Genomic DNA, 11,637 nt, shown 5'->3' with positions numbered 1-11,637 from the left:
GAAGCGCCTTGGGGGATGGTTGCCTTATAAGCCGCTTGCGAGGCGACTTCTTTCGTGGTTTGGTCCAATAGTTTCGCAAGTGGGCCATAGCCGATGCCGCATGGCAGGGAAATCTTCAGAGGCGACGCCGCCGAGCTTAGCCGACTGCATCAGAGTCGCTGGCAGTGGCTGGAGCAGGCTGTCGGGCCGGCGGTGGCGTTGCCGACCGAATATCCGGACGGTTACCATGTGCCGCAACACCATCACAGCCGCAGCCAGCTGCTGCATGCGCTGGTCGGCGTCGTGCTGGTGACGACGCGGCATGGACGCTGGATGGTGCCCCCCGATCACGCCATGTGGATCCCGGCCGGCATCGAGCATTCCGTCGAGATGCTGGGCGATGTCTCGATGCGCTCGGTCTACGTGATGCCGGAAGCGATTGCCGGGCTGCCGGATAGTTTGCGTGTCGTCGGCATCACCGATTTGATGCACAGCCTGATCGTGGAATCGGAAAAGCTGCCGCAAGGCGCCGAGCTGGAGGGCCGCGGCGGGCTGATCATGAACCTTCTGCTGCATGAGATCCCGAACCTGCCGGAACGGCCGCTCGGTCTGCCATTTCCGTCCGATCCAAAGCTGGCCGCACTGTGCCGGCGCTTCGTCGCGGCACCTTCGCCGCATGCGACGATCGACGAGTGGGCCGACATCGTCGGCATGAGCCGCCGCTCCTTCACCCGCGCCTTCCATCGTCAGACCGGATTGTCGCTGTCGACATGGCGCCAGCAGGCCTGTCTGTTCGCGGCCCTGCCGCGGCTGGCCGACGGCGAGCCGATCACCAGGGTGGCGCTCGATCTCGGCTATGACAGCGTGCCGGCCTTCATCACCATGTTCAAGCGCATGCTGGGCGCGTCACCGCGCGGCTATATGCGCGGCGCCCGCGATAGCGGGGAGGGGACGCGGCGGATAGCCGGCCCAGTTCGACCGGAGAGTGCCGCGCCTTAATCGAACAGGCTGGAGACGGATTCTTCGGTCGCGGTGCGCGAGATCGCTTCGCCCATCAGGTCGGCGATGGAGATGACGCGGATGTTGTGGGCGTCGAGCACGGCTTGCGTCGGCTGGATGGAATCGGTGATCACCAGTTCCTGCAGCTTCGAGCCGGCGATACGGGCGCAGGCGCCGCCGGACAGCACGCCGTGGGTGATGTAGGCGGTGACGCTGGTGGCGCCATTGGCGAGCAGCGCGTCGGCGGCGTTGCACAGCGTGCCGCCCGAATCGACGATATCGTCGATCAGCAGGCAATCCTTGCCGGCGACGGCGCCGATGATGTTCATGACTTCCGACTCGCCCGGGCGCTCGCGGCGCTTGTCGACGATGGCGAGTTGCGCATCGAAGCGCTTGGCCAGCGCGCGGGCGCGCACCACGCCGCCAATATCGGGCGAGACGACGACGACATTGGCAAGCTGCTTGTATTTGGCCTTCACGTCGCGGGCCATGACCGGCACGGAGAACAGATTGTCGGTCGGGATGTCGAAAAAGCCCTGGATCTGGCCGGCATGGAGATCGAGCGTCAGCACGCGGTCGACGCCGGCTCGCGTGATCATGTTGGCGACCAGCTTGGCCGAGATCGGCGTGCGGCCGGAGGCACGGCGATCCTGCCTGGCATAGCCGAAATAGGGGATCACTGCGGTGATGCGCTTGGCCGACGAGCGCATGAAGGCATCGATCATGATGAGCAGTTCCATCAGGTGATCGTTGGTCGGGAATGAGGTGGACTGCAGGATGAAGACATCCTCGCCGCGCACGTTTTCCTGGATTTCGACGAAGATTTCCTGATCGGCGAAGCGCCTGACGCTGGCTTTGCCCAGCGGTACATTGAGGTAGCGGGCGACCGCTTCGGCCAGCACCCTGTTGGAATTGCCCGCGAAGAGCTTCATGCACCGTTCCTGGTGAAGGATGGAGAGGCCCTAACTGACTCTCATGAGCCTCTTAACCGGGCTTTTAGCGGGCCGCGCCGGTATTGCAAGCCTCGTGATCGGGAATCCGCCGGCTAATCTCAAAAACGTCAACACTGACGAAAGCGGGCAACACGCCGATCAGCCGGCGGCGCCACCAAGCCATGCGGCGAACTGGTCGATCGTCTGGTCGGCGATCGCCTGCATGGTTGCCGGCGCGACCGCCGCCCAGCCTTCGCCGCCATTGACCGAGGGTGCTTTCTGCTGGCCGTTGATGCGGTGCAGCCGGTTGCCTGCGGGGTCGTAGACGTCCCAGACGTAGATGACGGTGGTGTCCGTGCCTTCCGTCATCGTCGAGAAATAGCCCTTCAGCACATGCGTGGCGGTCTGATCGGCGCTGCCGGCAAGGGTGATGCCGCGTTGCTTGGCGCGCGTCTGAAGCTCCGCCGTCAATGGCGTTGCGGCTTCGACCGAGGCGCCGACAATCGGCGCCACCTGCAGCCGCGTCTTCGACAGAATGGCCGCACTCTGGGTCGGTGTGGTTGGGCTAGGAGCAGCAGTGGCGGGCGACGAAGGCGCCGGAGTGGCGGCTGCAGCACTGCCCGGTGCCGCCGGCACAGTCTGTGTCAAGGTCGTTGGCGGAGCGATGGCTGAAGGCTCGAGGACGTCCTTGGCATTGGTGCAAGCAGCCAGCGCCAGTGCGGCGAGCAATGACACGGTCGTCACATGCGATCGTCTCATTTGCCTGAAAACTCCTTGGCGCTGAACCTGATGAACGCCCTCCGCATTCCTGCCATTATGGATTCACTGTACGATCAAGTCGAGATCATGGCGCGAAAGCGGCTTCGGCTGCGATTCGGTGGTCAGATAGGTGCGGCCAAGGGTCATCGCCGTCTCCGTTTCGGAGTCCATGATGATCATGTGGGCAAACAGCGTCATGTTGGGAGCGATCGGCTCGGGATTGCCCTGATAGAACATCGGCATGTCCATCCAGGACGGCGTGAAGCGGGCGCCGACCGAATAGCCGCAAGCGTTCAGCCGGTGCTTGGTCAGGTTGTGGGCTTCGAGCGTGCGGGCATGGGCATCGAAGACGTCGCCAAAGGTGTTGCCCGGCGTCATCGCCTTTTCGACGGCAAGAATTGCAGCGCGGGCGGCATCGAAAAGCTCCTGGTGACGCTTCGACACCTTGCCGGTCAGCACGGTGCGCATCATCGGCGCGTGATAGTGATGGAAGACGCCGGCCCATTCGAGCGTCAGCTGGTCGTTCTTGGTGAGTTTGCGGCGGCCGGCCTTGTAGCGGCACAAAAGCGCGTCGATGCCGGAGCCGATGATGAATTCGTTGGCCGGATAGTCGCCGCCGCCGGCAAAGATCGCGCCCTGCATGGCGGCGAGGATCAAGGCTTCGTCGCCGCCCTGCTTGATCAGCGGCAGGGCCGCATCCAGCGCGTCGTCGGAAAGGTTTGCAGCCTTCTCCGCCTTGGCGATTTCGGCCGGGCTCTTGAACAGCCGCAGCCGGCCGACAATGCCGGAAGCGTCGGCGATCTGGCCGAAGGTCTGCAACTGTTCATCGAGGCGCCGGCCATTAAAGGCAGTCAGGCCGTGCGTGTCGTATTCGACGCCGATGCGGGCGCCGAGCAGGCCGAGTTCATTGAGCAAATTGCGCAGGTCGACCGCTGGATTGGCACCGTCGCGGTCGGTCCACAGCACGATGTTGTCGATGATCGAGGTGTGGCGCGCCTGGCGCAGATCGGCCGAGCGGGTGAGCAGCACCATCGACCCGTCGGCCTTCACCACCAGACACTGGAAGAAGCAGAAACCGAACGTGTCGTAGCCGGTCAGCCAGTACATGCTTTCCTGCGCAAACAGCAGCACGGCATCGAGCTTCTTCTCGGCGAGTTCGATCATCAGCCGATCGCGCCGCGCGTCAAATTCCGGCCGTTCGAAATGCAGCGCCATCACTCTTTCTCCAAAACGATTGCCGAAACCTGTCGCCCATAGTCCGCTTCCTTCCGGTGCGTGGTGCGCCGGTAGGAGTAAAAAAGGTCTTCCTCGGCATAAGTACAGCGGCCGAGGCCCTCTGCGGTTACGCCGGCCCTGTTGAGCCGGTCGACCGTGTAGAGGTTGAGGTCGAACATCGCATGGCCGGGAGTTGCCGAGGGTGTGAAATAGTTGATGTTGCCGGCATCGGCCTCGACAAAGCGAGCGACGAATTCCGGCCCCACTTCATAGTTCTCAGGACCGATGGAGGGGCCGAGCACGGCGACAATGCGCTCGCGGCGGGCGCCGAGGCCTTCCATCGCGGCAATGGTGTTTTCAAGCACACCTGACAAAGCACCCTTCCAGCCGGCATGCGCCGCGCCGATGATGCGCGCTTCGGCATCCGCAAACAGGATTGGTCCGCAATCGGCTGTCGAGGCGCCGACGGCGATACCAGGCCGGTCGGTGACGACGGCGTCGGCCTTGGGCCGCTCGCCGGCAAAGGGCTCGCGGGCGATGATGACATCCGGTGAATGGATCTGGTGAGCGGTCAGCAAATGGTTTGCCGGAACGCCCATCCAGTCGGCGACACGGCGGCGGTTCTCGGCGACCAGCGTCTGGTCGTCATTCGAGCCGGTGCCGATGTTAAGACCCTGATAGATGCCGCTGGAGACGCCGCCAACACGGGTGAAATAGCCGTGACGGATGCCTTGCGCGCGCGCATTCTCCAGCAAGGGCGACCGAACGGGATCCGGCTTGGTCTGATTCAGCATGGACGGGTTGTTGTCCGCGGCGGCGATTTCGTCAAGGCGAAGTTCAAGGCGAGTGCCGGACAGGAGCCTGGACAAAGGCAGCCAGACGCCATGTTCGGCGGCCTCGCCGGCTTGGCGAAAAGCCGGCCTTCGACTATAGGCAGTGATCGACGGACCAGACGGTTTGGGTTCCGGCGAAAGTGTCAATGGCCTGGAAACCACTCAAGAGCCTGATCCGCCGGATTCATCAGAACCGTCACGTGCGCAAAGCCAAGAATTTCCGCAATGCGCTGGTGGAAGGCTATTTTCGTTCGCGAGATGTGGCAGCGGGGATCAAATTCGCTGAAACACTGCGGCAGACCGGCTCACGGCACTATTGCTTTGCCATTGCCTTCAACACGCCCTGGGCCATCGATGCGCTTGCCAAGGCCTGGCTGACCTATTCCACAGGAATGACGCTTGTCGTTGTCGACAATTCGTCAAATCGCGCGGCACGACAGGCGATCGAGAGTGTCTGCCGGGCGCGAAGCATTGCCTATTTCGGCTTGCCGCGAAACCCGGAATGGAACCCCAACCGATCGCACGGCACCTCGATGAACTGGATATTCCACAACATCGTGCGTCACCTGCGGCCAGAGCTGTTTGGCTATCTGGATCATGATTGCCTGCCGATCGCTCCGATCGACATACCCAGGCGAATGCAGGGCAAGGCGGCCTTTGGCGCCAAATATCCGGCCAAGAGGGGCCATGAAGGGTGGTATTTCTGGGCAGGACTTTGCTTCTTTCGCCATGCGGTGGTGGAAGATCTCGATCTCGATTTCACGCCTCGCTTCGAGACGGGGCTGGACACTGGCGGCGGCAATTGGCCAATGCTTCGTGGCAGGCTGGATGACAGCAATATCGCCGATGTTGGCAGGACAACGGTCGGCCTGAGGCTCGGTGGCGTGGACGTCGACCATCGCATGTTCGCCGACAGCTTCTTCCATATTGGCGGCGCCTCATACGGCGACCTGATCAGCACGCAGCGCCACCGCCGGCTGATGTCGGACTATCTCTGGGACACCTATCTCGGCGGCGTGGTGGGACGGCTTGTCAACGACCTCTGAGGCTGGATGGTCAGCTGATTGATGGGAGGCCTAGAGCCTGTTCCATCCCGGATGGGGCCGGGATGGGGCTCTATTCCTTTGTTTGAGCATGATCTTTTCCGAAAACCGGATTCCACTTTTCGGGATCATGCTCTAGCCGGCTGCCTTCGGCTGGATTTTCAGCACCTTGAAAAGCTCACCCATGGCATCGGGGCCGGCCAGGCGCTCGACGGCGTCGGCAATGGCCTGTCGCGACTGGTCATTCGCCTGCGCGCCGAGCAGCCCGGCTCGTTCGAGCAGGCCCATGCCAATGAGGAATTCGCCCTGTGTGGTGAGTTGTGCCTCGAGGCCGTGCGCCCGGACAATCGCGGCCAGTGCGGCGAAATCGACATGGGCGGTGAGGTCAGCCTCGCCCGGATTGGCCAGAACGTCTTCGTGATCGTGCTTGCGCAAGGCCTGCAATGTGTCGCCGACGCCAGGTTTGAGGTGGCCATAATCGATGAACAGGCCAGCCCCGCCATGCTTGGCCAATCGTTCGGCGATGGCTGCCATCAAGGCAGTGCGGGCGGGCGCGATCTCGGCAATCGCGCCTTGAGGTGCATTCCCGGCGTCGTCGGGCAACAATGTTGGGTCGATTGAACCGACGCCGGCGAAGAAACGCAATTCGTCGGCGTCGTCGAGGCCGATCATCCGTTCGCGCCAGTTGGCGCCGGCACGGATGAACTGGCGGATGGGGACCGCGTCGAACAATTCATTGCCGACGATGAGCAGCGGCGCCTGCGGCAGCGTGTCGATGGCTTCGTGCCAGCCGATGCTGGCCACTGTCCCGGCAAGCGTCTGCTTCTGGATTTCGGACAATCTCGGGCTGGTCTCGATCATGGCGAAGGATGCACCAGCGGTGAGCGCCGGATCGAGCCGCGAGAGTGCGCGCAGCATGTCATTCATCAGCGTGCCGCGACCGGGGCCGATCTCGGCGATGGTGACCGGCGCCGGCCGGCCGATCGCCTGCCAGGCCTGATAGAGCCAAATGGCAATCAGTTCGCCAAACATCTGGCTGATCTCGGGTGCGGTGACAAAATCGCCGGCGGTGCCGAAAGGCTCGCGCGTCGTATAGTAGCCGTCCTCAGGATCGAACAGACAGAGCGCCATGTACTCGTTGACGGGGATAGGCCCCACCGCGCCGATCAGGTCGACGATGCGGGCTTTCAGCCGCGTCATGCCGGTTGCGGCTGTGGCACCTGCCTGGCCGTCGCCATCGCCCAGATGCCGACAAGCACCATCGGCAGCGAGAGGATCATGCCCATGGTCAGCCAGTTGGTGCCGAGGAGATAGCCGAGCTGCTGGTCGGGCTGGCGGAAGAATTCGACGATGATGCGTGACAGGCCATAGCCGCAGATGAAGGCGCCGCCGACGAAGCGCGGCGTCTTCAGCTTGAGCCTGGAATGGGTGAGGATGCGCAAGACGAGAAACAGCACCAGCCCTTCGAGCAGCGCTTCGTAGATCTGGCTCGGATGGCGCGGGAACGGTCCGCCATTGGGGAATTCGACGGCCCATGGCACGTCGGTCACCCGGCCCCAGAGTTCGGAGTTGATGAAATTGGCAACGCGGACAAGGCCCAGCCCAACCGGCACGCCGGCAGCCACGACATCGAACAGCGTCCATGTGCGGATGCCGCGTTTGATCGAAAACAGCGTCATGGCGATGATGACGCCGAGAAGGCCGCCGTGGAACGACATGCCACCCTGCCAGACGGCAACGATGTCGAGCGGGTGGGCGATGTAGCGCGGCAGGTCGTAAAACAGCACGTAGCCGACGCGGCCGCCAAGCACCACGCCAATGGCGGCCCAAACGATGAAGTCGTCGAGGTCCACCGGCTTCATCGGCAGGACGCCATCGGGCCACAGCTTTGAGTTGGTGACGAGCCGCTTGGCATACCACCAGGCAAACAGAATGCCGACGATGTAGCCGACGCCATACCAGTGCACGGCCAGCGGCCCGATCTGGATGAGGATCGGGTTGATGTTGGGAAAGGGCAGGGAGGCCAGCGGCAGCATAAAATATTCGTTCAACGGGGAACTCTCGATTGCGATCGCGTTTGGGCGCGGACCATGCGGCAGGGTTTTGGCAGGGTCAAGGCAAGCCTATGCTTGCATTCCGCGCCGCGCGCCACTACGTCAATTCGAGCAAGCGAGGATTTGCCATGTCGACCGGACCGAACCGCATTCTCGATGAATTCGCCAAGCTGATGACCGACGCCGCCGGTGCCGCGCAAGGGGTGCGGCGCGAGGTGGAGACCGCCTTCAAGGGGCAGGCCGAGCGCATTCTCAACACCATGGACGTGGTGCAGCGCGAGGAGTTCGAGGCCGCCCGCGACATGGCTGCCAAGGCGCGCGAGGAAAACACCCGCCTGGCTGCCCGCATCGAAGCGCTTGAGGCGAAGCTTGCCGAATTGACCGGGCAGGCCGCACCGACGGCGGCGGCCAAGCCGAAACCAAAAAAATAATCGTTAAACTTTTCCACAAAGCACAATCCGAAAAAGCGCTTTGCCGTGAATCGCTTACCGGCATTGCATGAATCTTTGTGACAGCGCCTTTCCACATGCGAATGACGCAGTGCGAAAAATTGGGCTGTTCAGGCGACTCCTGATCAATAGACTGAATTTGTTGCATGATTCGGAGCAGGGTCATGCGCCGGGCGGTGGGGTCCGGTCTGGGGTCCTTGCGTTGATGAGGTTCCGGCCGTCCGAGTTCTAGACACGATTGTTCGTTGTGTGTGCCTCTCCCGCGGAGCGTGTGGTGGCGCTCCCAGAACGACAGGAAGCATTCCATGGAACTTCTCGAACTCGAATTCTCCCGCGAAATCCATCCGGTGGATGTAATCGAGCAGGTGGCGCACAACAACGACTGGTCCTTCGAGCGGGCCGGCGATGACGAGATTTCGATTTCGGTTGCCGGAAGCTGGACCGACTACCATGTCTCATTCTCCTGGATGGAGGATTTCGAAGCGCTGCATCTGGCCTGCGCTTTTGACATCAAGGTGCCGGAAACACGCGCTCTCGAGGTGATGCGGCTGTTGTCGCTGATCAACGAGCAGATGTTGTTCGGCCATTTCGACCTCTGGGAGCAGGAAGGCGCGATCATGTTCCGCCAGTCGCTGCTGCTGGCCGGCGGAGTCGAGCCGTCGAGCCAGCAGGTCGAAGTGCTTTTGTCGTCGGCGCTGGAAGCCTGCGAATGCTACTTCCAGGCGTTCCAGTTCGTCGTCTGGTCGGGAACCTCGGCCAAGGACGCGCTCGCCGGCGTGCTGTTCGAGACCTACGGGAACGCCTGAGCCAGAATCGGCGATGAGTTCGAGCAGCGCGCGCAAGCCCGAGATCAGCTTTGCCGATTTCGACCGTGTCGACATTCGCGCCGGCACGATCGTCGAGGCCGAGCCGTTCCCCGAGGCGCGCAAGCCGGCATTCAAGCTGAAGATCGATTTCGGTCCGGACATCGGGGTGAAGAAATCCTCGGCGCAGATCACCAAATACTATGCGCCGGAAACGCTGATCGGCCGGCAGGTATTCGCAGTGGTCAATTTCCCGCCGCGCCAGATTGGACCGTTCATGTCGGAAGTGCTGACGCTCGGCTTTCCCGACGAGGAGGGCGCTGTCGTGCTTGGCGCAATCGAGCGCAAGGTGCCGGATGGCGGGCGACTGTTCTAAAATTAGTGAGCGAGCTGCCGCACGGAAGCCGCATCAGGCGCCATCACGCCGCAGCCGACCGGATAGAAGCGATAGCTGGGGGCCGAAACGCGCCGAGAATGGTTCCGACCGTGGCGGCTGAGAGCACGAGATGCAGGACGTCGAACGGCCAGGCTAGACCGAAATGCATCAGCATAAGGTTCAAGGGCGACGCGCCATCCCCGGGAATTAGGATCAAGGCTGCGGCCAGGAGCAGCCCGTATTTGAGTATGGCGACTATTGCGAGAACGATGAACATTATGGCGACGAAGCGCAGACGATTGCCGTCGAGCGCACGCCAGCACCCGCTTGGATCAAACGATCCGGTCCAGACAAAATCGCCGACAAAGAGATATGTCCAGACAAGTACGAAACCACCCACCAACACGTTGAAGACTCCCATCGCCGACGCCCAAGGCGCGACGTCCTCGGGGTTGAGCGGTAGGCCACGTGTGGCCAGCAGGCCGGCAACGAGCAGTCTGTGCTCGCCGTCGACCGCAAAGCCGCAAAGAAGCTGGATGGCCGCAAGAAGCAACGCAGCCAGGAGGATCCGCCGGCTGAGCTCGAAGCGCAGGCCCGGGATGGCGAAGCGTTTGACGCTTTCAATGCCGCGCCGAACAACGACACGGCCGGGCTCGGGCGCGTTTGCCATGCGGTCCAGAACGAACGCAAAGACCATCGCCGAGAACGGCGCGGCAACGATCGCGGAAAGCCAAGTCCTGGGGTCAAAGCCTCGCGACAGAAGCCAGGTGGGCGCCTGCTCCGGATCGGCAAAAAGAACGAGAGCAAGCACCGTCAGACAGAGCGTCGTCAGAACGCAGGGAAACCAAGCAGCCACGAAGAGTGGCCAGGCATTCGCACGGCAATAGTCGAACACCCTCGCAACGGTCTTGCTGATGCGCAAGACGCGACGCTTCCGCGATACGGCAGGCAATTCGTCCAGCGTTGAAATCGGCGTCAATCCCGAAGGGAACTACAGATGCGGAATAATGCACTGCAAAACACCGTCGCACAAGCTCTCGCAAGGATCTGTGCTTCCGCGCTTACATACCCAAAAGTATGCTCCGCTCCGGTTATTGGGGCCACCATTCGAGGCTCGGCTGAGCTGAATTTCAATACATCCTAGCCGCGAAATTTATCAGGCTGCAAGCTTCCGCGGCGTCCCCAGTGCTTCCTCGACCGTGTCGAGAAACATCTCCGCGCAAGCTTTCCAGCTGTAGCGCAACGCGCGCTGGCGCGCCTGGGCGCGGTCGACATTGAGCGCGGTAAGGGCAGCCTCGCGCAGATCATTGGCCACCGCGCCGCCAATGCCGTCGCCGACGATGTCGATCGGCCCGGTCACCGGATAGGCGGCGACCGGCGTGCCGCTGGCCAGCGCCTCGATGATGACATTGCCGAACGTGTCGGTGCGGCTGGGAAAGACGAAGACATCGGCCGAGGCGTAGATTTCCGCCAGTTCGTCATTGGGACGGTGGCCGAGGAAATGCGCTTGCGGATATCTGGCCTTGAGTTTTGCCAGTTCTGGGCCTTCGCCTACGATCACCTTGCTGCCCGGCAGGTCGAGGTCGAGGAAGGCGGTCAGGTTCTTCTCGATGGCGACGCGGCCGACGCAGAGGAAGATCGGGCCGGGAAATCCAAGGTCTTTCCGCTTCTCCGGCCGAAAATGATCAGTGTCGACGCCGCGCGTCCATGGCCTGAGTTTGGTGAAACCGCGCGCCGCAAGATCGTCGGCCAGCGACTGGGTGGCGACCAGCGTGCCCTGTCCGGAATTGTGGAAGTCGCGTAGCCAGCGATAGGCCCAGCTTTCGGGGACCGGCAGGCGCGCGCTGAGATATTCTGGAAAGCGCGTGTGGTAGCTGGTCGTGAACGGCCGGCCGGCGTGGCGGCAGTAGCGCCGCGCCATGATGCCGAGTGGTCCCTCCGTGACGATGTGGATATGGTCAGCCTTGCGCGCCTCGATCAGGCGCGAAACATTGCCAGGCGTCGTCAGCGCTAGCCGGATATCCGGATATGTCGGCAAAGGCAGCGTGCGAAAGATGTTCGGTGTCAGGAAATCCACCGAGACGTCGAAGGATTTCAGCGTTTCGGTGAGCCGTTCCAGCGTGTGGACCACGCCGTTGACTTGCGGGCGCCAAGCGTCGGTGACCATCAGTATGCGCATGGTTTGCTCGAAAGGT

At 62.4% G+C, this 11,637-nt stretch carries 13 protein-coding genes; 5 read left to right on the top strand and 8 right to left on the bottom strand.

The window, feature by feature from the left end:
• The first annotated feature begins 93 nt into the window (after nt 1-93).
• Nucleotides 94-978 (top strand): AraC family transcriptional regulator, encoded by an 885-nt coding sequence (locus tag AC1DXU_RS04575; protein WP_477364887.1) that lies wholly within the window; start codon nt 94-96, stop codon nt 976-978.
• Here the strand turns inward: AC1DXU_RS04575 and AC1DXU_RS04570 are convergent.
• The 4 genes from AC1DXU_RS04570 to pgeF form a co-directional block, all read right to left on the bottom strand.
• Nucleotides 975-1,910: a ribose-phosphate pyrophosphokinase gene (locus AC1DXU_RS04570; protein ID WP_477245476.1), complete on the bottom strand. Its 936-nt coding sequence runs from the start codon at nt 1,908-1,910 to the stop codon at nt 975-977. The genes AC1DXU_RS04575 and AC1DXU_RS04570 overlap by 4 nt on opposite strands.
• Nucleotides 1,911-2,069: 159 nt before the next feature.
• Entirely contained in the window at nt 2,070-2,669 is a 600-nt protein-coding gene (locus AC1DXU_RS04565; RefSeq protein WP_477364884.1) for a hypothetical protein, read from the bottom strand.
• A 63-nt stretch (nt 2,670-2,732) separates the two neighbouring features.
• Nucleotides 2,733-3,884, bottom strand: coding sequence for a M24 family metallopeptidase (locus AC1DXU_RS04560; protein WP_477364881.1), 1,152 nt, complete (start codon nt 3,882-3,884; stop codon nt 2,733-2,735).
• The gene (gene pgeF, locus AC1DXU_RS04555; RefSeq protein ID WP_477364877.1) at nt 3,884-4,678 is read right to left on the bottom strand and encodes a peptidoglycan editing factor PgeF; all 795 of its coding nucleotides are present in this window, start codon (nt 4,676-4,678) and stop codon (nt 3,884-3,886) included. Before pgeF ends, AC1DXU_RS04560 begins: the two co-directional genes overlap by 1 nt.
• A 185-nt stretch (nt 4,679-4,863) precedes the next feature.
• On the opposite strand from pgeF, the gene AC1DXU_RS04550 reads away from it, so the two are divergent.
• Nucleotides 4,864-5,763 carry a hypothetical protein gene (locus AC1DXU_RS04550; protein ID WP_477364874.1) on the top strand — a complete coding sequence of 300 codons (900 nt, stop codon included), beginning with the start codon at nt 4,864-4,866 and terminating at the stop codon, nt 5,761-5,763.
• 132 nt (nt 5,764-5,895) lie between these two features.
• Here AC1DXU_RS04550 and AC1DXU_RS04545 read toward each other — a convergent pair whose 3' ends face one another.
• Both AC1DXU_RS04545 and lgt read right to left on the bottom strand, forming a co-directional pair.
• Nucleotides 5,896-6,960 carry a class I SAM-dependent methyltransferase gene (locus AC1DXU_RS04545; protein ID WP_477364871.1) on the bottom strand — a complete coding sequence of 355 codons (1,065 nt, stop codon included), beginning with the start codon at nt 6,958-6,960 and terminating at the stop codon, nt 5,896-5,898.
• On the bottom strand, nt 6,957-7,811 hold the full coding sequence (lgt, locus tag AC1DXU_RS04540) for a prolipoprotein diacylglyceryl transferase (protein ID WP_477364868.1): 855 nt from the start codon (nt 7,809-7,811) through the stop codon (nt 6,957-6,959). The genes AC1DXU_RS04545 and lgt overlap by 4 nt, the downstream gene beginning before the upstream one ends.
• A 131-nt stretch (nt 7,812-7,942) precedes the next feature.
• Here lgt and AC1DXU_RS04535 point away from each other — a divergent pair, with 131 nt between their 5' ends.
• The 3 genes from AC1DXU_RS04535 to AC1DXU_RS04525 all read left to right on the top strand — a co-directional run bounded on the left by AC1DXU_RS04535 (nt 7,943) and on the right by AC1DXU_RS04525 (nt 9,442).
• A complete protein-coding gene (locus AC1DXU_RS04535) occupies nt 7,943-8,245 on the top strand; it encodes an accessory factor UbiK family protein (RefSeq protein WP_477366028.1) in 303 nt (100 codons plus the stop codon).
• A 323-nt stretch (nt 8,246-8,568) separates the two neighbouring features.
• The gene (locus tag AC1DXU_RS04530; RefSeq protein WP_013893499.1) at nt 8,569-9,069 is read left to right on the top strand and encodes a type III secretion system chaperone family protein; all 501 of its coding nucleotides are present in this window, start codon (nt 8,569-8,571) and stop codon (nt 9,067-9,069) included.
• A 13-nt stretch (nt 9,070-9,082) separates the two neighbouring features.
• Nucleotides 9,083-9,442 (top strand): tRNA-binding protein, encoded by a 360-nt coding sequence (locus tag AC1DXU_RS04525; RefSeq protein ID WP_477312903.1) that lies wholly within the window; start codon nt 9,083-9,085, stop codon nt 9,440-9,442.
• Between the two features lie 43 nt (nt 9,443-9,485).
• Here the strand turns inward: AC1DXU_RS04525 and AC1DXU_RS04520 are convergent, their stop codons facing one another.
• Entirely contained in the window at nt 9,486-10,364 is an 879-nt protein-coding gene (locus tag AC1DXU_RS04520) for a hypothetical protein (RefSeq protein WP_477364865.1), read from the bottom strand.
• A 234-nt stretch (nt 10,365-10,598) separates the two neighbouring features.
• On the bottom strand, nt 10,599-11,621 hold the full coding sequence (locus tag AC1DXU_RS04515; protein ID WP_477364862.1) for a glycosyltransferase family 4 protein: 1,023 nt from the start codon (nt 11,619-11,621) through the stop codon (nt 10,599-10,601).
• Nucleotides 11,622-11,637 lie beyond the last annotated feature (16 nt).

Source organism: Mesorhizobium sp. P3_A10, assembly GCF_056403175.1.
Note: the sequence above shows the minus strand (reverse complement) of the source record. Positions and strands in the feature narration are given on the sequence as shown.

Coding starts and splice junctions, on each gene's coding strand:
- AC1DXU_RS04575 (WP_477364887.1), top strand. CDS start 94: ATGCCGCATGGCAGGGAAATCTTCAGAGGCGACGCCGCCGAGCTTAGC.
- AC1DXU_RS04570 (WP_477245476.1), bottom strand. CDS start 1,910: ATGAAGCTCTTCGCGGGCAATTCCAACAGGGTGCTGGCCGAAGCGGTC.
- AC1DXU_RS04565 (WP_477364884.1), bottom strand. CDS start 2,669: ATGAGACGATCGCATGTGACGACCGTGTCATTGCTCGCCGCACTGGCG.
- AC1DXU_RS04560 (WP_477364881.1), bottom strand. CDS start 3,884: ATGGCGCTGCATTTCGAACGGCCGGAATTTGACGCGCGGCGCGATCGG.
- pgeF (WP_477364877.1), bottom strand. CDS start 4,678: ATGCTGAATCAGACCAAGCCGGATCCCGTTCGGTCGCCCTTGCTGGAG.
- AC1DXU_RS04550 (WP_477364874.1), top strand. CDS start 4,864: ATGGCCTGGAAACCACTCAAGAGCCTGATCCGCCGGATTCATCAGAAC.
- AC1DXU_RS04545 (WP_477364871.1), bottom strand. CDS start 6,960: ATGACGCGGCTGAAAGCCCGCATCGTCGACCTGATCGGCGCGGTGGGG.
- AC1DXU_RS04535 (WP_477366028.1), top strand. CDS start 7,943: ATGTCGACCGGACCGAACCGCATTCTCGATGAATTCGCCAAGCTGATG.
- AC1DXU_RS04530 (WP_013893499.1), top strand. CDS start 8,569: ATGGAACTTCTCGAACTCGAATTCTCCCGCGAAATCCATCCGGTGGAT.
- AC1DXU_RS04525 (WP_477312903.1), top strand. CDS start 9,083: ATGAGTTCGAGCAGCGCGCGCAAGCCCGAGATCAGCTTTGCCGATTTC.
- AC1DXU_RS04515 (WP_477364862.1), bottom strand. CDS start 11,621: ATGCGCATACTGATGGTCACCGACGCTTGGCGCCCGCAAGTCAACGGC.